We start from the raw sequence: 20,237 nt of genomic DNA, 5'->3' as shown, positions 1-20,237 counted from the left end.
TCCTCGCGATCCCGCATGTCGGGGCGGGAGCGCATGACGTTCTTGCGAAACTGAAACGCAAATGACGCGGGACGTCAGAATGCAATCAGCCCCGCGTCCGTGATCGAATCATGAAGGTGTCGTAGGTATATTCCGCCACCTGCCACCACAAATATTCGTCCGACCGATAGGCCTGCATCGCATCGATCACTTTCTTGAAGTCCGCATTATTTGCCGAAATCTCGCCCCACAACTCGTTCGTGGCTTTCAGGCAAGCGTCGAGAACGTCGTGACTGAACGGCCTGAGTTGCGTGCCACCTGCGACGAGCCGCTTGAGGGCGGTCGGATTCTGCATGTCATAGCGAGCCGTCATCCAGGTGTTGGCCGTGTTCGCCGCGTTCACCAGTATCGCCTGATAGGTCTTTGGCAACGTGTTCCACTTCTCGAGATTGCAGAACGCATGGAGCGTCGGCCCGCCCTCCCAAAAACCTGGATAATAATAATACTTGGCGACCTTCTGGAGACCCAGCTTCTCATCGTCGTATGGACCGACCCATTCGGCCGCGTCGATCGTACCTTTCTCAAGCGAAGGATAAACGTCGCCCCCGGCAAGCTGCTGCGGTATCACGCCGACCTTCTGCAAGACCTGACCGGCAATGCCGCCGATCCGCATCTTCAGGCCCGACAGATCGGCCACGGTCTTGATCTCCTTGCGGAACCAACCGCCCATCTGTGTGCCGGTGTTGCCGCAGGGAAGCCCGACAACGCCGAATTTCTTGAAGAACTCGTCTGCAAGCTCATTGCCGCCGCCCTGAAACAGCCAGGAATTCTGCTGACGCGCATTGAGCCCGAACGGAACTGACGCGAAGATCGCGAAGGTGGGATCCTTTCCGACATAATAGTACGAAGCGGTGTGACTCATCTCGACCGTATTGTTGGCCGTCGCATCGAGCGCCTGCAACGCGGGAACGACCTCTCCTGCCGCGAACAGCTGGATCTGGAATTTGTTGTCGGTCATTTCCGCGACCTGCTTTGCAAAGACCGCGGCCGTGCCGTAGATCGTGTCGAGCGATTTGGGAAAGCTTGACGTCATGCGCCATTTGATCTCGGGCGCCGATTGAGCGATCGCCGGCGAGGCCACGGCCGAGACGGCGGCCCCGGCTGCCGATCCTTTCAAAAAATCACGACGTTTCATGACCCACCCCTTATGACGATCCTTATTGAGCTTCCAGCGAAGGCTATGGCGGAGCGAGCTTGACCTTCGCTGCTTGTCTTGCAAGCGAACCCACGAGTGAAGGTCAAACCCCAGACTGGAAACTTCTACTAAAGGCTGTTTCCACTGTGTTGAATCAGACTCGTCGCTTATCTTGCTGTTTGAGCATGATCTTCTCCGAAAACCGGTATCCACCTTTCGGGATCATGCTGTAGTGATACCTGATTCTAAGATTCGCAAGTCTCGTGCCGTGACGCAATGCAAATCACGGAATGAGATCATCGAACCTTAGGCGTCGCGTCCTGAAGCCGATTGCGAATGCTTGCGGCCATCGCGCGATAGATCGCGGCATGCGGCCCGTCAGGTTCGCTCTCGACCACAGGATCACCGGAATCGGAGGTCTCGCGGATCGACATGTGAAGCGGGACTTCGCCCAGAAACGGAACTCCCAGCCTCTCCGCCTCGTGTCGCGCGCCCCCATGGCCAAAGATGTCGCTTCGCCCCCCACAATGCGGACACTGAAAGAAACTCATATTTTCGATAATGCCGAAAACCGGCACGTTGACTTTTCTGAACATGGCCAGTCCGCGCCTTGCGTCGATCAACGACAGATCCTGCGGCGTCGAAACGATGACGGCTCCTTTGAGCGGCACATTCTGGGCCAGCGTCAGTTGAGCATCACCGGTCCCCGGCGGCATGTCCACGACCAGAACGTCGAGATCGCCCCAGACCACATCTCGCAGCATCTGCCGGATCGCGGAGGTCACCATCGGACCGCGCCAGATCACCGCACTTTCTTCTTCGATGAGAAAGCCCACCGACATGATGGCAAGGCCAAACCGCTCGATCGGCACTATCTTCTTGTCGTCCGTCAATCGCGGCTTTTCGCGAATACCGGTCAGTCGCGGAATCGAGGGTCCATAGATATCCGCATCGAGCAGACCGACACGCAAACCGGAATCCCGCAGCCCCAGCGCCAGATTGAGCGCGGTGGTCGACTTGCCGACACCGCCCTTGCCTGACGCAACGGCGACAACGGCGGCAACTCCGGGAATATCGGCCTGCCGCGCCATCGGCGAACCGGAGGCCGGATGTTGTGGCGATCGGCGTGTCGACACGTGCGGAATCCCTTGCTCGGACCCTGGCGGCAAACCTGCCGTGGCGCGGTCAGGCTTGCGCTCGGCCGTTAGAGCGACCATCACAGCCGACACTCCCGGAATCGCGCGCACGGCCGCCTGGGCGTTGACGCGAACCTCTTCCCAGGACTTGCTCTCTTCCGCCTCGACGCTGATAGAGAAGAATACCTTGTCGCCGTTGATGGCGATTTCCGACAGTACCCCGGCGGCGGTAAGCGCCACACCGCTGGGAGAAAGCACACCGGCCAGCCGGTCGAGAACTTGCTGCGGTGTTACGTTCAAGGCGCTTCTCCGGATATCCGCACTTTATCCAACAACAGGTTGGACATGACAGACCCCGCAACCGGTCCGCTGTCCGTAGAAAATCCAGGTGACGGACCTTGGGCAACGGGCGGGGATGCAAAGTCGTAGCAATCCAGTCGGGACTTGGAAGTCAACCCCCCTCGGCGGCAGCGTCATAGTTGAGTTCGATCAAGACGCCGTTCGGATCGCTGACGAAAATCTGCCAGATGTGACCGCCGGGGACCTCGCGAGCCTTGAACGCAAATCCCTTGGCCTCAAGCCGCTGTTTCATGCCCCTGTAATCACGGCTTGCAAAGGCGATGTGATGAACGACACCGGAATCCGGCTTTTGCGGCTCGGATGTCGGAGCGATGTCGACGAGGTGAACCACCGGCTTTCCCTCGCTATAGAGCCACGCGCCCGGAAATGCGAAATCAGGCCGATCCCCCTTCGTCAGGCCGAGAACCTCCTCGTAAAACCGGACCGTCTCGGCAAGTTTGCGGGTCCGGATATTGAAATGATCGAGCATCCCAACGCTCATGTCGCGCGCTCCCTTGTCACGCCCCAGAAGTTCGTCCACCCAACTCTAGATCCTCTTCGCTTCCGATGGAATCAAGGGCCGGGCTCTCAGATCTTGATCTGAAGCGTTTTCTTCACGCAAACCAGGTATCCACTTCGCGCGGAAACGCTATAGTCATCATGACGCGCTCATCCACTTCTAAATCAGCGATTCCTCAGGATTTCGGACAAGGCTCGAGCATGGCTAAAGTCGCATTTCTCGGTCTCGGCGTCATGGGATTTCCCATGGCAGGACACCTCGTCGCAAAAGGCGGCCACGAGGTGACCGTGTTCAATCGAACGCCGGCCAAGGCCGACGCATGGGCCGAGAAGTTCGGCGGACGAACCGCGGCGACGCCGGAATCGGCTGCCGAAGGCCAGGATTTCGTGATGGCCTGCGTCGGCAACGACGACGACCTGCGTGCGGTCACAATCGGCGCAGGTGGCGCCTTTGCCGGGATGAAGCCGGGGGCCGTCTTCGTCGATCATACGACCGCTTCCGCTCAGGTCGCACGCGAGCTTGACGCCGAAGCGACCCGGCGCGGTTTCGGCTTTGTGGACGCCCCGGTCTCCGGGGGCCAGGCCGGCGCCGAGAACGGCCTTCTGACCGTGATGTGCGGCGGAGCGGAGGACGCCTATACCCGCGCCGAACCGATCGTCGCGGCCTATGCCAGGATGTGCAAACGGCTCGGCCCCGCGGGCGCCGGTCAATTGACCAAGATGGTCAATCAGATCTGCATTGCCGGTCTCATCGAGGGATTGTCGGAAGGCATCCACTTCGCCAAAAAGGCCGGGCTCGACGTCAATGCTGTCGTCGAAGTGATCTCGAAGGGCGCTGCGCAATCGTGGCAGATGGAGAACCGCTTCAAGACGATGAGCGAAGGCAGGTTCGATTTCGGCTTCGCGGTCGAATGGATGCGCAAGGACCTTTCGATCTGCATTTCCGAGGCCCGCCGCAACGGCGCGAGCCTGCCGGTCACCAGCCTCGTGGATGCCTTCTACGCGGAAGTCGAAAAGATGGGCGGACCCCGCTGGGATACATCCAGCCTTCTGGCGCGTCTCGAACGTTAACGTCTGGTAAATTTGCGGTCCCTGCCCCGGTCGATCGCCGTGGTAACGATAAGGAATTAGCGCTCCGTTAACCGAATAATCCTGCTTTTTAAGGCAGCCCTTAAGGATTTGGCGCGAGAAATGAACCAGTAACAACTCGTGCGGCCGCGTGCAGGATTTGTGTCTGGTTGATGAGTACCCCCGCCGATAAACCTGAAGTCGTCGAGCTTCCGGTCGCTCCCGCGATTGTACCATCCGCACGTCACCGTCGCGCCACCACGCAGCGGGTCCGGGAGGCGCGCGACCGCCTGACTTCCACCAGCGGAACCCGGCCAGCGTTCGATCACGAACTGCTCCGACAATATGCGCAAACACGACTGTCGGCATCCTTTGTCGTGATGCTGCTTTTGGTTGCGACAGGCGTGCTCTTCGGCTTCTGGATGGCGCCCGCCGCCGCCGCGGCATGGACGTTCGGAATGCTCTGCATTCACACCGTCATCATCTACAACTGCAAGGGTTATCTCAAGGAGCCATCGTCGGCCACCAGCACGCGCAAATGGCGCGCGCGTTTCATTCTGTTCGATCTTCTGTACGGCCTCTGCTGGACGACGATTCTGGTGCATCCTGCCGGCTCGGATCCGGTCACGAACACCCTGATGATGTTTCTGATGCTGCTCGTCGTGGCGGTATCGAGCATGCTCTCAGCCAGTCTGCCGATTGCCGCCTTTGCCGCAACCGCCCCCGTGACCTCGGCCATCGCATTCAAGTTCGCGATGGGCGGCAGCTTCAACAACTATATCCTCGCGATCCTGACGCTGACTGCGGAAGGTTTCTTCGCATTGCTCGCGCATCGCCTGCATTCCACGACGCTGGCGACGCTCGAAGCGCGGGCGGAAAAGGACGCCCTGATCGGCGAACTCGAGCAGGCCAAGGCGATCTCGGACGAAGCGCGGCACCGCGCGGAATCAGCCAACGTCGCAAAGTCGCGGTTTCTGGCTCAGATGAGTCACGAACTGCGGACGCCGCTGAATGCCATACTCGGGTTTTCCGAGGTCATGAAGAGCGAGATTTTCGGCGAGCACGCGGTTGCGGTTTACAAGACCTATTCGGCGGACATTCACAACTCCGGCGTTCACCTCCTGAACCTGATCAACGAGATACTCGACCTGTCGCGGATCGAGGCCGGCCGCTACGAACTCAACGAAGAAGCCGTATCTCTGGTCCATGTCGTGACCGAATGTCACCATTTGCTGAAACTGCGGGCCTCCAACCGCGGCATCACCATTCATGAGATATTCGAACAAGGCATGCCTCGAATCTGGGGTGACGAGCGGGCCACGCGCCAGATCGTCCTCAATCTGTTGTCGAATGCGATCAAGTTCACGCCACAAGGTGGAGAGATCTGGCTGAAGGTTGGCTGGACGGCTTCAGGCGGACAGTATCTCAGTGTGAAGGACAACGGCTCGGGAATCGCGGAAGACGAGATTCCGATTGTGCTCGCGTCGTTCGGACAGGGATCGAACTCGATCAAATCCGCGGAGCAAGGCGCCGGCCTCGGTCTGCCGATCGCTAAGAGCCTGATCGACATGCACGGCGGCACGTTCACGCTGAGATCAAAGCTACGCGTTGGCACGGAGGTGATCGTCACCTTTCCGCCGGAACGTGTGATGTCTGCTCTGGCGCCCATGGCGGAGGAAGGTCCGCCGCTTCAGCCCGCCCAAGCCGACGATCACACAGCCGACGAGAGACGCCGCCTGCGGAATAAACCGATCATGAATGCTGGTACTGGTCTTAGAGTATGATACCGGGCCAAGGGACTGCGAGGCGTACGAACGCAAACGAGGTGGTTTCATGACCGCGAATGAGTATGAAAGCGCCGCGCGCAGCAGCTCGCAAAGTTGCTCGCCTCCGGGATCAACCCACAACGTCGCGGGTGCGTCGTGATCCGCATTCTCCTTGTGATTGGGATGCTGGCCGCGACCGCCGGGGCGGTCGTCGCCTATGGAGATCCTGCCCGAATCTCAGCCGCTGGAAATCTGGTGTCGACGATGCTGCGCGAGGCCGCCGCGGGTCCTCCACGGAGCGTTCAGATACCTCGGACACAGAGCGGCGATTTTACGCTGCATGCAAAGATCAACGGTGTGAAGACGCCGATGATCATTGACACCGGCGCAACGTCCGTCGTCCTCACCTATGAAACAGCGAAGGCTGCCGGCTTACCGCTGGAATTGCTGAAGTACGATGTCGATGTCGAGACCGCCGGCGGGCGAGCGCGCGCCGCGCGCCTGACGCTCGACAAACTCGCGGTCGGGAAGCTTGTCGAACGATCCGTGCCTGCGCTCGTGGTTCCGCGCGGCCAGATGAAAGCCAACCTTCTGGGAATGAGCTTTCTCAACCGGCTCGAGAGCTGGGAAGTTCGGGCAGACCGATTGATGCTGCACGGCTATCCCTGAGCCGCTGCGGTTCGTTGTTGTTCCCACCACTCCATGCTCGCCATTCCGGAGCATGGCCGCGTTATTGAACCATCATGGATTATCGTGAACGCTGTTGCAGCGGCCACGGAGCGCGTGTCGAAGCGCGTCGAGGTCAATGCATCCGCCTAAATCTTCCAACCTGACTGGAGTCCGTCTCCGCCAGTTGGGATGCTCATTCAACGTACCTGGAATATTCGGTTGATCCCGCAGTTCGATCAAATCGTCGAGCGCGATCGCGAGAATACGGGACGGCGTTCGCGCAAGAAACTCCACGGCTCCGATAAAATTCTTCACTGCGATGTGTTCTTCGCCGAGCTTCCACTCGAATGCATGGCGCGCATCCGTCCGCTCCGCATCCGTTTCGCCGGGCTCGATCCCAAGCTCGCGTTTGACCCTGAGGTCAGAATGCGTTTGCCAGCCGGCGAAGGATGCAAGGTCATGCGTCGTGAAAGTAACGAGCGCGTTCTCGGCATATTTTGACGCTTCGATGAAAGCACCATCGTTGCCGCGTTCAAACATCATCACTTTGTAGGACCACACACCCCAATCAGCGAGTTTTTCACGAAAGCCATCCGGTACCGTTCCGAGATCCTCGCCGATGATGATGCAACGCTGGCTGACGCTCTCTTGCGCGATAACGCCGAGCAGGGCCTGCAGCGGCATCTTTACATATGCTCCCTGCAAAGGCGATCCGCCGGCCGGTATCAGGTAGAGGCGGCTGAGACCGAACACATGATCCAACCGTATGGCTCCGGCGAAACGCATGGAAGCGCGCAGCATCTCTCGAAACGGTGCGAAGTCGCTCGCCTCTAGGCCAGCGGCATTGAATCCCGCCAATCCCCAATCCTGCCCCGCCGTGTTGAGTTGATCAGGCGGCGCCCCAACCGACAGCGCGCGCGAAATGGAGGTCTGCTCATTCCAGGCGTCGAATCCGCCGGCCTGCACACCGACGGCGACATCCAGATAGAGCCCGACCGTCATGCCCCGTTCGGCGGCAAGATCGGCGCATGACTGTAGTTGGGACGCTGCGCACCATTGCATGAACTCGACGAACTTCACTTCCTCGCGCCGTGAGCCGCTGGATATGGCTTGAATCCCGGCGTCAGTCGGACGGCGCCACTCGTCGGGCCACGACCACCAGGGCGATGGACCAAACTGGCGCCGCAACACCTCGAAGCAGGCATATCGTTTCAACAGTTGGCCTCTCTCCTCCCTGAAGAGGTCGAACTCGGCCTGCGCCGCGTGATCACGTCGAAACCTCGAAAACGCATGCCGGAACGCTGCGAATTTCAGTTCGGCGACGGCCGCGTAATCGACGAGTTCGCCCTCCCGGACCCGATCGAGTTGTTCACGCTGTCGTTTTAGCCACACGCGCGAACAATTCGGCACCCGCTCGGGATCGACATAAAGCGGATTGAGAAACAGGCGGCTATTCGGCGCATAGGGACTGCATTCTAGTGGACGATCATCGAACAGAGCATGGAGCGGATTGAGACCGATGCCATGGCAGCCCCAATCCGAGGTGAGTTCGATCAGCGATACCAGATCTGTGAAGTCACCAATGCCCCAGTTGCGCGACGATGTCAGCGCGTACAGTTGAACGGACAGGATCCATACGCGCTCGAATGAGCCTTGATAGGCCCTTTCGGGCGTGACCAGAACCGGAACCGAATCGAGAATGCCGCCCTTCTCGCTTTCGAGTTCCAGCCGATAAGTGCCGACCGATATCCAGCGCGGGAGATCTATCCTTGCCGAAGAAATGTATCCTTGGGCGAGCACCGTGTGACCTTCCACGAGCCGCCAGAAAACGCCGTTCGCCTCTGCTCCGACCGGCACGCTAAAATCGTCCGCATTGGTAACGATGACCACGGGATGTTTTAGGAAACGATGGTGCGGAGGCGATGGTAGACCATCAACAATGGGACGCAACCGAACATCATCCAGGAGATGGTGGCGGCCGAGTCCGTCAACAAAGTCCAGGTTGATGCCCAGATCTTGCGCTTTTGAATGGATAGTCATCCCCGACCCTGAACCTGAGGGCATTGGTGCCAGGCTCCTCACAGAGGAACAAACTCGGAAGCAAACTGGCGGTTCCGCCGGGAACTTTCTTGCGACGCCGAGGTTGTTTTCGCGGGTCCTTCATTCCATCCAGCAGGTTAGCGCGGCGCATCAATGTCCGTATCGACGCAGAAAAACATGCCTTTGCGTGCAGGCGAAGAAGGCGCAACCGCCGGCGCGTTTCATATCGAAGATGTTTATCCTTGCATTGACGCCGGACGCTTCCCCGTCAAGCGCCTTGCTGGCGACACGGTGGATGTCTGGGCGGACATATTCCGTAGCGGGCACGATGTCATCGCCGCGCAATTGATCTGGCGGCGTGAGCAGGATCGTGATTGGAAACGGTCGGCGATGACCCTGCACGACAATGATCGCTGGTTCGGCAGTTTCAAGCCGGCCGAGCCAGGGCGCTACGTCTACGCCATCGAGGCCTGGACCGACGAATTCGCTACATGGAAGCGTGATTTCGAACTTAAGCAGAAGGCTGGCCAGGATGTCGCCCTCGATGCGCTCGAAGGGGCCGCGCTGCTGACGCGCGCGCAGTATGGCGGCAAGGAGGCGACAGCGATCATCCTCCGTCAATGCGAAGACTTTCTTCATAGGGGGGATCCCTCAAGCCTGCTCGTGCCGGAACTGACGAGCGCCATGGCCGAAGGCTGCGTCCGGTCCGATCTCACGCGCTCGCGGCTCTACCCGCTGACAATCGATCGCTCCCTCGCCGTCGCAGGTGCTTGGTACGAGATGGTGCCTCGGAGCCAGAGCACCGTTCCCGGCCAGCACGGCACCTTCCGGGATTGCATGGCCCGGCTGCCCGATATCGCGGCGATGGGATTTGATGTCCTTTACTTCACTCCGATTCATCCCATCGGTAAGGCCAACCGGAAGGGTCGCAACAATGCGTTGATAGCCGCCGAAGGTGACCCCGGAAGCCCTTACGCCATCGGCTCCCCGGAAGGTGGGCACGATGCGATTCATCCCGACCTCGGCAGCTTCGACGACTTCCGCGAACTGATCGCCGCCTGCAAGACTCATAGTATGGAGGTCGCACTCGATATCGCTGTGCAATGTTCGCCCGATCATCCATGGCTCACCCAGCACCCAGACTGGTTCAAGCGGCGTCCGGATGGTTCGATGCGTTATGCGGAAAACCCTCCCAAAAAGTACGAGGATATTGTCAATCCTGATTTTGGTTGTGAGGACGCTGGTTCACTGTGGAACGCGCTTCGCGACGTTATCCTGTTCTGGGTCAATCAGGGCGTGCGCATCTTTCGGATCGATAATCCGCACACCAAACCGCTCAACTTCTGGGAATGGTTGATCCATGAAGTTCAAGCGAAAGACCCGGGCGTCATCTTCCTCGCCGAAGCGTTCACCCGTCCCAAGGTCATGAAGGGTCTCGCCAAGCTAGGCTTCACGCAATCGTATACTTACTTTACCTGGCGAACCCGGAGGTGGGAGATAGAATCGTATCTCAACGAACTGACCGGATATCCCGAACGAGACTACTATCGGCCGAACTTTTTCGTCAGCACGCCGGACATCCTTCCCTATCATCTGCAAGGTGGCGAGCCTTGGATGTTCAAGTCTCGGGTCGCCCTGGCTGCAACGCTGTCGAGCAACTACGGAATCTATAACGGATTTGAGCTTCTGGAGCATGAGGCGATCCCAGGGCGGGAAGAATACCTCAACTCCGAAAAGTACGAGATCAAAGTCCGCGACTGGGACGCCTCCGGAAACATCAAATCCTACATCGCGGCTCTTAATCGGGCACGACGTGCCAATCCAGCACTTCTACAGACCAGAAATCTGATATTTATTCCGATCGACAACGATCAGATCATCGCTTTTGCCAAGCAATCCGCCGAGGGTCACAACACGATCGTCGTCGCCATCACGCTTTCGCGTGAAAGCTGTGAGTTCTGGCTGCCGCTTGATTCAATTCGGGTAGAGACCGCGGACGGATCAGGACCTCCCGTCGCACTCGAGAACCTCATGACCTGCGAACGTCACGCCATTGAATGGGGCGGCGTTCGCCTGAGGATCGATCCATTACGCGATCCCGCGCTGTTGTTTCGATGTCTGGCGTGAGGCTCGATTATGAATGAAATGTCGCATATCGATGCTGATAGATACGTCCAGACCGACGATCTCTGGTACAAGGACGCTATTATCTATCAGCTTCACGTCAAGGCATTCGCCGACAGCAACAACGACGGAATCGGTGACTTCGTCGGTCTCACCAACAAGCTCGACTACCTTCAGGAACTCGGCGTCACCGCGCTGTGGCTGTTGCCGTTCTATCCATCGCCGGGGCGCGACGACGGATACGACATTGCGGATTACGGCTCTGTCAATCCCGATTTCGGCACCATGAAGGACTTTCGCCGATTCATCTCGGAAGCAAAACGACGCGGCCTGCGCGTGATTACCGAGCTCGTGATCAATCATACGTCCGATCAGCACAGATGGTTCAAACGTGCCCAGCGAAGTCCTGCCGGATCAAGCGCGCGCAACTGGTATGTCTGGAGCAACACAGACAAGAAGTATCAGGGAACCCGGATCATCTTCACCGACACCGAGAAATCAAACTGGGCCTGGGATTCCGAAGCCAACGCCTACTATTGGCATCGCTTCTTCAGTCATCAACCAGACCTGAACTTCGACAACCCTCGCGTCGTCAGAGCTGTCATTCAGGTGATGAAAAGATGGCTCGACACTGGCGTCGACGGGTTTCGACTGGATGCAATTCCGTATCTTTGCGAGCGCGAGGGAACCAACAACGAGAATCTTCCCGAAACCCATGCGGTGATCAAACATATCCGAGCAGCGCTTGATTCTTACGCCAAGGGAAAGGTTCTTCTCGCCGAGGCCAACCAATGGCCGGAGGATGTTCAGTTCTATTTCGGGGACGGCGATGAGTGCCACATGGCCTATCACTTCCCCTTGATGCCGCGCATCTACATGGCGATCGCCCAGGAAGACCGCTTTCCGATCACAGACATTCTGAGGCAGACGCCCGACATTCCCGACAACTGTCAATGGGCGATGTTTCTACGAAACCATGACGAGCTGACGCTCGAAATGGTGACCGATATCGAGCGCGACTATCTATGGTCGACCTATGCAGCGGATCCTCGTGCGCGCATCAACCTCGGCATTCGGCGCCGCCTCGCTCCGTTGATGGATAACGACCGCCGCAAGATCGAGCTGATGAACTCATTGTTGATGTCGCTTCCGGGAACGCCGATCATCTACTACGGCGACGAGATCGGAATGGGTGACAACATCTACCTGGGCGACCGCAACGGCGTACGCACTCCGATGCAATGGACTTCGGATCGCAACGGTGGATTTTCTCGATGCGATCCCGCGCGGCTTTATGCGCCTCCCGTCATGGACGCCGTCTACGGCTATGAGTCCGTGAATGTCGAATCGCAATCGCGAAGTCTGTCCTCATTACTGAGCTGGATGAAGAAGCTGATTTCGGTGCGAAAATCCAGTCACGTTTTCGGCCGGGGAACGATGGCCTTCGTTCGTTCGTCGAATCGCAGCGTTCTCGCTTATCTGAGGCAGCATGGCGACGAGGCCGTACTCTGCGTCGCCAATCTGTCGCGATCCGCGCAGGCTTCCGAACTCGATCTATCGCATTGGAAAGGCCGCTCGCCTCTTGAAATGCTGGGACGGACGACCTTTCCCGATATTGGCGAACTTCCGTACCTGATCACGCTCGCACCCTATGGATTCTACTGGTTCCGCCTGAATGAAAAGCCACCGTCTCCGAACGTCGCTGCCGTGATCGTGCCGGACTATGAGACGCTCGTCGTGCCCCAGGGTGCGACCTGGATGTCGCTGGCGCGGACACGCTCGATCTTCGAGCGTGATGTTCTGCCATCTCATCTCGCCCGCTCGCGCTGGTTCCCCGAGCGATCCGCCGGCGCAATCACCGCGCGCGTGCCGGCGGCGATACCGCTCACGAAAGACCAGGTTTCAAGGCCATGGCTGTCGATCTTCGACGTCACCCATCGCGGACAGACAGGGCGATATGCGATGCCGATCCAAATCAGGTGGGATCGGCTCGATCGCAAGAACTATGACGCTAGAAACGTTGCCGCTGTGCGGCAAGGCTCGCGGGAGGGAACGCTGATCGACGCCGCCTATGAGAGCGGCCTGATCACGGGCATCATCGAAGGTCTGCGTCAACGTGCGACCTTCGAGGGAGGTAACTTACAGATCTCTTACATTCCCACGGAGCGGCTGGCCTCGATCACGGAGGAACCGATCGAGAACGTGAGACCGGTTCAAACCGAACAGTCGAACAGCACGGCGCTGGTGGATCAGAAGTTTGTGGTCAAGCTTTACCGAAAGCTTGAGAATGGCATCAATCCTGAAGTGGAGGTGGGACGTTTTCTGACTGATGTGGCCGGATATGCCAATACGCCCGCCTTGCTCGGCAGCGTCGAACTGACGGGACCTGATGTCCATGCCGCCGTCGCTATTGTCCATGCTTTCGTCGGCAACCAGGGGGACGCATGGACCATCAGCAGCGCCGCGCTGGACCGTTTCATCGACGAGCAACGGCTTGTCGGCGCGATCGATACCGCTCCGGCGCTTGAGGAGAAAGCAGCCTATCAGCGCTACATGATGCAGCTCGGCAAGCGTGTCGCGGAGATGCATGTGGCGCTGGCCAGCCGTGGTGATATCGAGGATTTTCGTCCCGAGCCAGTAAACGCGTCGGATGTCGCGCATTTTATCGATCGCCTTACGGCACGCGCGGAGAAGACGTTTGACCGCCTGGCTCAAGCCAGGCTTTCGGAATCGGATCGGATTCTCGTCGAAGAGATCCAGAGTCTCCGTCCAGCCCTGCATGGTTTACTCGCCGGGCTGCTGCCGTCATCGATTCAGATGTACAGTATTCGGCATCACGGTGACTTTCATCTCGGACAGGTTCTCGTCGTTCGCGACGACGTCTTTATTATCGACTTCGAAGGCGAACCGCGGCGAAGTCTTTCTGAGCGGCGCATGAAGGCGCCGGCGGCTCGTGACGTCGCAGGGCTGATCAGATCCATCGATTATTCCGTGACCTCGGCGCAACAACGCGTTCTGAAAACCGAGGTGGACGACGATGGACGACTGGCAGAGGCCTTATCAGCATGGCGCGACGAGGCGACGCAGACTTTTCTGATCGCCTATCGTGAAGCAATGTCCGATTCTCGACTATGGCCGCAGGATAACGACGAGAGCGAAGGGATGCTGCGATTTTTCCTGCTCGAGAAGGCCCTTTATGAGATCGACTACGAGTTGGCGCATCGGCCGGATTGGCTACGTGTCGCGCTGGATGGCGCATTACGGGTACTGCGCAACGATAAACGAGATCGTGCATGACAGAACTGTCCTCGGAAGCGCGCGCCATCGTTGAAGGGCGGCATTCCGATCCCTTTCACTATCTTGGCTGTCATCGCGAGACGGATCGCAAGGTGGTTCGCGTCTATCTCCCCGATGCGTCGGAAGTTCGCCTTATTGATGAGACGGGCGAAGAGATCATCTTGACGCGCATTCATGACGCCGGGCTTTTCCTTGGCGACCTGCCGGACCGGGCGGAGCGCTATCGTCTTCGCGCCAGGTATGGCGCCGATCTGGTTGAACTGGAGGATCCTTATCGCTTTCCCCCTATCTTAGATGATTTCGACCTCTATCTGCTTGGCGAAGGCACGCACCAGCGGATCTACGACAAGCTGGGCGCTCATCCCATGGCGATGGAAGGCGTGGACGGAGCAGGGTTCGTCGTGCTCGCGCCGAACGCGCGAGCCGTGGCGGTTGTCGGTGATTTCAACTTCTGGGATCGACGCCGACATCCTATGCGCGTGCGCGGTAACGGATATTGGGAACTGTTCATCCCCGGTGCGCGGGCGGGCGATCGCTACAAGTTCGCGATCACGGCTCAGGATGGCTCCCTGCTTCCGCTGAAATCCGATCCGATGGCGTTCGCGGCCGAGGTGCGACCGAACACGGCGTCGATCATATTCGACCAGGCGAGGCTGCCGCGCCCGACTCCGCTCGCCGCCACGATCAATGCACGCGGCGTGCCGATCTCGATCTATGAAGTTCATCTCGGGTCATGGCGCCGTAGCGACGGTAATCGCTGGCTATCCTATCGCGAGCTGGCCGAAACCCTGCCGGACTATGTGCGAGAGCTCGGTTTCACTCATATCGAGCTGATGCCGGTGAACGAGCATCCGTTCGACGGATCCTGGGGATATCAGCCGACTGGCCTTTACGCCCCGACCAGCCGCTTCGGATCGCCCGAAGATTTCGCACATCTGATCGATGCCTGCCATCGCGAGGGTCTTGGTCTCTTGCTGGACTGGGTGCCCGGCCATTTTCCCGATGACCCGCACGGGCTCGGCCGGTTTGACGGAACGTCGCTGTACGAACACGCCAATCCATTACAGGGCCGTCATCTCGATTGGGATACCCTGATCTACAACTATGGCCGCACCGAAGTTGTCAATTTCCTCGTCGCCAATGCACTGTTCTGGCTCGATCGGTACGGCATCGATGGCCTTCGCGTCGATGCCGTCGCGTCGATGCTCTATCTGGATTACAGCCGTCCGGAAGGCGGATGGATTCCGAACAAGCACGGCGGCCGGGAGAATCTCGAAGCCATCGAGTTTCTTCGCCGATTTAATAGAGAGGTGTTTGGCCGGTTTCCGAACGCCACAACGGTGGCGGAAGAATCGACAGCCTGGCCCCAGGTATCGCGACCGATCGAATTCGGTGGTTTAGGGTTCGGCTACAAATGGAACATGGGCTGGATGCACGACACGTTGAGCTATTTTGAAAAGGATCCGATTCACCGCAAGCACCACCATGATCAGATCCTGTTCGGGCTGCACTATGCCTTCTCGGAGAACTTCATTCTCCCGCTCTCGCATGACGAGGTAGTGCACGGAAAACGCTCAATTCTCGGCCGAATGCCGGGCGACGATTGGCAGCGGTTCGCGAACTTGCGCGCCTACTACGCTTTCATGTTCGGTCATCCCGGCAAGAAGCTGATGTTCATGGGGGCGGAGTTCGGTCAGGAACGCGAATGGAACCACGACCATGCGCTCGACTGGCACCTTCTCGATCAAGCCCGTCACCAAGGAGTCCAGGCCGTGGTCCGAGATCTCAACAAACTCTATCGCGAGGTGCCTGCATTGCACGAATTCGATTGCGACCCAGCCGGATTCGAATGGATCGTAGCCAACGACGCAGATCACAGCGTCTTCGCCTGGATGCGGAAGGGCGCAAGCGGACGGGCGCGCTGCCTCGTAATCGCAAATCTCACACCGACCATCCATCGCGACTATCGCGTACGCGTTCCTTTCACCGGCCGGTGGCGCGAAGCGCTCAATACCGACTCCGCTCATTATGGTGGAAGCAACGTCGGAAACGATGGCGCGATCGAGACCTCCGGGGAGATCATTCCTGAACTCGTCCTGACATTGCCGCCTCTTGGGGTGATCTTTCTGGTTCCGGAAGCGGCATGATGAGAGTCTCGGAGGGCACACACGTCCGGCTTGGTTCGACCTGGGACGGCCGGGGAACGAACTTTGCGCTCTTTTCCGCGCATGCGGAAAAGGTTGAGCTATGCCTGTTCGACAGCAAGGGACGCAGGGAGATCGAGCGCATCGCCCTCCCCGAGCACACTGAAAACATTTGGCACTGCTATCTGAACGATGTCGCGCCGGGACAGCTCTACGGCTATCGTGTCTATGGTCCCTACGATCCTCAACACGGGCATCGGTTCAACCCTCACAAACTTCTGCTCGATCCCTACGCGAAAAAGATCAGCGGGCGATTGGTATGGAGCGACGCACATTTCGCCTACCGCGCCGGAAGTCCGCGTGAGGATTTGTCCTTCGACAGACGCGACAACGCCCGCGCCATGCCAAAAGCCACCGTCATCGACGAGACGTTCAATTGGGGAAGACGTGAACCGCGGCCCAACGCTACCTGGGAAGAAACGATCATCTATGAGGCTCACGTCAAAGGTCTGACCAAGACGCGCATGGATATTGCGCCAGAGCTCCGTGGCACTTACGGCGCGTTGGCCGCTCCGGCCATGATCGATCACCTCCGGCGCCTCGGCGTCACGACGATTGAGCTTCTGCCGGTTCACGGCTTTGTCGACGATCGCCATCTGGTCGAGCGGAAGCTGAGCAACTACTGGGGATACAACTCCCTTTCGTTCTTCGCGCCGGAACAGCGCTACGCGAAAGGCGCGGCGCTGGACGAGTTTCGCATGACCGTGGCTCGCCTTCATGACGCCGGCTTCGAGATCATGCTCGACGTCGTCTACAATCATACGGCGGAGGGAAATCATCTCGGCCCGACGCTGTCATTCCGCGGCATCGACAACGCCTCCTACTATTGGCTGATGCCGGATGATCCCCGCTACTACGACGACTTCACAGGGACCGGAAACTCGCTGAACCTGACCCATCCGCGCGTGCTGCAGATGGTGATGGATTCGCTGCGCTATTGGGTCGAGGTCTGTCACATCGATGGCTTCCGCTTTGATCTCGCAAGCACGCTGGCGCGAGGCGCCCACGGCTTCGATCGCAACAGCGCTTTCTTTAATGCGATCCGGCAGGATCCGGTTCTCGCTAACGTCAAGCTGGTCGCAGAACCATGGGATGTCGGCCCCGGCGGCTATCAGGTCGGCGGCTTTCCTTCGCAATGGTCGGAGTGGAATGACCGGTATCGGAGCACGATGCGACGTTACTGGGCCGGTGAAGGAAACCTGATCGGCGATGTCAGCCGTCGTATGACGGGATCATCTGACCTTTTCAATCACGACGACCGCGCCCCACGCGCCGGCGTCAATCACGTCACCGTCCATGACGGCTTCACCCTGGCGGATCTGTTTTCTTATAACGAGAAGCACAATGAGGCCAATGGCGAGGACAATCGTGACGGCTCCAATGATAATCTCAGCAACAATTGCGGCCACGAAGGACCGACTGACGATCCTGCAATCCTTTCGCTCCGCCGACAGCTCCGCAAGAACCAGCTCGCGTGTCTGCTGCTGGCTCAAGGTATTCCGCTTCTTCTTGCGGGCGACGAGGTCGGCAACAGCCAGAGCGGGAATAATAATGCCTATTGCCAGGACAACGAAATCGGCTGGATCGATTGGAGCGATCTTGGCGATAGGGAAAACGACATGACCGACTTTGTCGGACATCTTACCGCGATCAGAAGGCGCTTTGCGCAGATCAGATCACGCCAATGGGTGACGGCGAAAGGGATAAACGGTTCCTACAGCGTCCTATGGCTCACGCCGGAGGGCAACGAGATGACAGAGGCCGACTGGAATTTCCCCGAAGGCAGGTTTCTCTCCTACGTGCTCGGCCCCGTGGAGTCACATGAGCAGGCGCTTTACGTCGTTCTCAACGCCGCGCCTGATCCCATCGAGTTCAGGATTCCAAACCTGGAAGAATACAAGACATGGTCAATTGTACTTCACACAACGGACGACGATGTCGATGGCGTTCCACGCCACCCTAACACGACGATGCAAGCCCCGCCCCGCAGCGTTATCGCGTTCGCAGGCCAGCGATGAGCGCCAGCCGCTTCGGTCCTGCTCTCACGCCAGAGGGCGCGACGTTCCGGCTATGGGCGCCTGCGGCCTCCAAAGTGGCCGTTGTTACCGATACCGCACATAGGATGGAGAAGGACGGTAGCGGCTGGTTCGTCGCGGAGGTGACGACGGCGCAGGCCGGAACCCGCTATCACTACCGGATTGATGACGAGCTGGACGTGCCGGACCCAGCGTCGTCCTATCAACGCGATGATGTGTTCGGCCGGAGCGAACTTGTCGACCACCGCCGTTTTCGCTGGAAGGCAATCGGCTGGCGCGGACGGCCCTGGCATGAGACGGTCATCCTGGAATGCCATGTCGGCGCCTTCACGCCCGAGGGCACTTATCGTGCCATGATCGACAAACTCGATCATCTGGTGTCGACCGGGATCACCGCCATCGAGTTGATGCCGCTCGCGGACTTCTCGGGAACGCGAAATTGGGGTTATGATGGTGCGCTGTGGTATGCGCCGGATCATGTATACGGCACGCCGGACGATCTGAAAGAGTTAATCGATCAAGCTCATCTGCGTGGCCTGATGGTTTTTCTCGACGTCGTCTACAACCACTTCGGGCCAGAGGGAAATTATCTGGCGCGCTATGCACCGCAGTTCTTCTGTGATGCGAAGACGCCCTGGGGAGCAGCGATCGACTACCGCGTCCCCGAGGTTCGCGCCTTCGCTGTCAATAATGCGCTTCACTGGCTCTCCAATTATCGATTTGACGGTCTTCGCCTCGACGCGGTGCATGCCATCCCGGAGACGGGCGAGCCACCCATCTTGGCCGATATCAGCCGAGCTATCGGAATTCTGGCGCGACAAGACAGACGCCACATTCACCTTGTGCTTGAGAATGACGATAACCGCGCAAGCCTTCTCGATCCTTCCTCAGGTGTGCCGGGGGGGAAGTATCGCGCCCAGTGGAATGACGACTACCATCACGCCTGGCATGTCATGCTCACTCAGGAAAGCCACGGCTATTATGGAGATTACGCCGACAATCCACGCCATCTTCTCGCGCGAACGCTGCATGCGGGATTCGCCTATCAGGGCGAGCCCTCCGCTCATCGCGGCGGACGGGCTCGTGGTGAACGGATCGGGGGGCTGCCCCCGGCCGCTTTCGTGAACTTCCTTCAAAACCACGATCAGATCGGCAACCGCGCGCTGGGCGACCGCCTCGAATGGTCCGCTGACGCCCGTGCCATCGAAGCCGCTCTTGCGATCACGTTGCTCGCGCCGATGCCGCCGCTGATGTTCATGGGCGAGGAATGGGGAGCGACCACGCCCTTCCCGTTCTTCTGCGACTTCAAAGGCGACCTCGCCGACGCTGTGCGAGCAGGCCGCCGGAGAGAATTCGCTGAAGCCTACGACATGTTCGGCGACGAAGTGCCTGATCCCCTCGCGCTCTCCACATTCGAGGCGGCGGTTCTTGACTGGCCCGACCAAGGCAAGCGCCCGCCGCGTCATGTCCTGGTCAAACGGCTGTTGCGGATTCGCAGGGATGAACTCATGCCCCACCTCGGCAACGCAAAATTCGCATCCGCCGATCTTCGCCAGGACGATCGTCTACTGATCGCACGCTGGACGCTGGGCAACGACGCGCGGTTGCACCTTCGCGCCAATATTTCGGATCACAATGTGACGGATGACACGTCTCCGATGCAGGGACGACCGATCTGGGGAGGAGAGGTCCCGGTGCGCCTGCCGGCATGGTCGGTATTCTGGTCTCTGGAGCGACCTGAGGAGCAGCGGCATTCCGCATAAAACTAATCGCCTGCAGCTCAGTTCGATGTCGTTTTTTATGATGCCCTATGGCTCACCGCCCCAACCCGACCTCAGCGGCGGACAACGGTTCCAAATACGGAG

At 58.9% G+C, this 20,237-nt stretch carries 12 protein-coding genes; 8 read left to right on the top strand and 4 right to left on the bottom strand.

Translation table 11 applies throughout. The features are described 5' to 3' along the window. Positions 1–85 precede the first annotated feature (85 nt). The 3 genes from NWI_RS06280 to NWI_RS06270 form a co-directional block, all read right to left on the bottom strand. Positions 86–1,174: a TRAP transporter substrate-binding protein gene (locus tag NWI_RS06280; protein ID WP_011314507.1), complete on the bottom strand. Its 1,089-nt coding sequence runs from the start codon at positions 1,172–1,174 to the stop codon at positions 86–88. Positions 1,175–1,470: 296 nt separating this feature from the next. Next, positions 1,471–2,610 (bottom strand): Mrp/NBP35 family ATP-binding protein, encoded by a 1,140-nt coding sequence (locus NWI_RS06275; RefSeq protein ID WP_011314506.1) that lies wholly within the window; start codon positions 2,608–2,610, stop codon positions 1,471–1,473. Between the two features lie 151 nt (positions 2,611–2,761). After that, the gene (locus tag NWI_RS06270) at positions 2,762–3,151 is read right to left on the bottom strand and encodes a VOC family protein (protein ID WP_011314505.1); all 390 of its coding nucleotides are present in this window, start codon (positions 3,149–3,151) and stop codon (positions 2,762–2,764) included. Between the two features lie 218 nt (positions 3,152–3,369). Between NWI_RS06270 and NWI_RS06265 the strand changes: the two genes are divergently transcribed. From NWI_RS06265 to NWI_RS06255, 3 genes are all read left to right on the top strand, one after another. Next, a complete protein-coding gene (locus NWI_RS06265; RefSeq protein WP_011314504.1) occupies positions 3,370–4,239 on the top strand; it encodes an NAD(P)-dependent oxidoreductase in 870 nt (289 codons plus the stop codon). A 170-nt stretch (positions 4,240–4,409) separates the two neighbouring features. After that, entirely contained in the window at positions 4,410–6,020 is a 1,611-nt protein-coding gene (locus NWI_RS06260) for a sensor histidine kinase (RefSeq protein WP_011314503.1), read from the top strand. A 138-nt stretch (positions 6,021–6,158) separates the two neighbouring features. Then, the gene (locus NWI_RS06255; RefSeq protein WP_011314502.1) at positions 6,159–6,671 is read left to right on the top strand and encodes a TIGR02281 family clan AA aspartic protease; all 513 of its coding nucleotides are present in this window, start codon (positions 6,159–6,161) and stop codon (positions 6,669–6,671) included. Between the two features lie 72 nt (positions 6,672–6,743). Here NWI_RS06255 and malQ read toward each other — a convergent pair whose 3' ends face one another. Continuing rightward, entirely contained in the window at positions 6,744–8,711 is a 1,968-nt protein-coding gene (gene malQ, locus NWI_RS06250) for a 4-alpha-glucanotransferase (protein ID WP_041344863.1), read from the bottom strand. A gap of 153 nt (positions 8,712–8,864) precedes the next feature. On the opposite strand from malQ, the gene NWI_RS06245 reads away from it, so the two are divergent. The 5 genes from NWI_RS06245 to treZ are packed head-to-tail and all read left to right on the top strand — an operon-like array spanning position 8,865 to position 20,135. Next, positions 8,865–10,838, top strand: a complete 1,974-nt coding sequence (locus NWI_RS06245) for an alpha-1,4-glucan--maltose-1-phosphate maltosyltransferase (protein WP_011314500.1) — start codon at positions 8,865–8,867, stop codon at positions 10,836–10,838. Between the two features lie 9 nt (positions 10,839–10,847). Further along, positions 10,848–14,132 (top strand): maltose alpha-D-glucosyltransferase, encoded by a 3,285-nt coding sequence (gene treS / locus NWI_RS06240; RefSeq protein WP_011314499.1) that lies wholly within the window; start codon positions 10,848–10,850, stop codon positions 14,130–14,132. After that, positions 14,129–16,279, top strand: coding sequence for a 1,4-alpha-glucan branching protein GlgB (gene glgB / locus NWI_RS06235; RefSeq protein ID WP_011314498.1), 2,151 nt, complete (start codon positions 14,129–14,131; stop codon positions 16,277–16,279). Before treS ends, glgB begins: the two co-directional genes overlap by 4 nt. Continuing rightward, on the top strand, positions 16,279–18,354 hold the full coding sequence (gene glgX, locus NWI_RS06230) for a glycogen debranching protein GlgX (protein ID WP_041344862.1): 2,076 nt from the start codon (positions 16,279–16,281) through the stop codon (positions 18,352–18,354). Before glgB ends, glgX begins: the two co-directional genes overlap by 1 nt. Next, the gene (gene treZ / locus NWI_RS06225; RefSeq protein ID WP_011314496.1) at positions 18,351–20,135 is read left to right on the top strand and encodes a malto-oligosyltrehalose trehalohydrolase; all 1,785 of its coding nucleotides are present in this window, start codon (positions 18,351–18,353) and stop codon (positions 20,133–20,135) included. The genes glgX and treZ overlap by 4 nt, the downstream gene beginning before the upstream one ends. The last annotated feature ends 102 nt before the right edge of the window (positions 20,136–20,237 follow it).

Source organism: Nitrobacter winogradskyi Nb-255 (assembly GCF_000012725.1).
GTDB classification, from domain to species: Bacteria; Pseudomonadota; Alphaproteobacteria; order Rhizobiales; family Xanthobacteraceae; genus Nitrobacter; species Nitrobacter winogradskyi.
Note: the sequence above shows the minus strand (reverse complement) of the source record. Positions and strands in the feature narration are given on the sequence as shown.

Excerpts from the sequence above, each read along its gene's own strand:
- NWI_RS06270 (WP_011314505.1), bottom strand. The coding sequence starts at position 3,151 with ATGAGCGTTGGGATGCTCGATCATTTCAATATCCGGACCCGCAAACTT.
- NWI_RS06245 (WP_011314500.1), top strand. The coding sequence starts at position 8,865 with ATGTCCGTATCGACGCAGAAAAACATGCCTTTGCGTGCAGGCGAAGAA.
- treZ (WP_011314496.1), top strand. The coding sequence starts at position 18,351 with ATGAGCGCCAGCCGCTTCGGTCCTGCTCTCACGCCAGAGGGCGCGACG.
- NWI_RS06260 (WP_011314503.1), top strand. The coding sequence starts at position 4,410 with ATGAGTACCCCCGCCGATAAACCTGAAGTCGTCGAGCTTCCGGTCGCT.
- glgB (WP_011314498.1), top strand. The coding sequence starts at position 14,129 with ATGACAGAACTGTCCTCGGAAGCGCGCGCCATCGTTGAAGGGCGGCAT.
- NWI_RS06265 (WP_011314504.1), top strand. The coding sequence starts at position 3,370 with ATGGCTAAAGTCGCATTTCTCGGTCTCGGCGTCATGGGATTTCCCATG.
- NWI_RS06280 (WP_011314507.1), bottom strand. The coding sequence starts at position 1,174 with ATGAAACGTCGTGATTTTTTGAAAGGATCGGCAGCCGGGGCCGCCGTC.
- malQ (WP_041344863.1), bottom strand. The coding sequence starts at position 8,711 with ATGACTATCCATTCAAAAGCGCAAGATCTGGGCATCAACCTGGACTTT.
- treS (WP_011314499.1), top strand. The coding sequence starts at position 10,848 with ATGAATGAAATGTCGCATATCGATGCTGATAGATACGTCCAGACCGAC.
- glgX (WP_041344862.1), top strand. The coding sequence starts at position 16,279 with ATGAGAGTCTCGGAGGGCACACACGTCCGGCTTGGTTCGACCTGGGAC.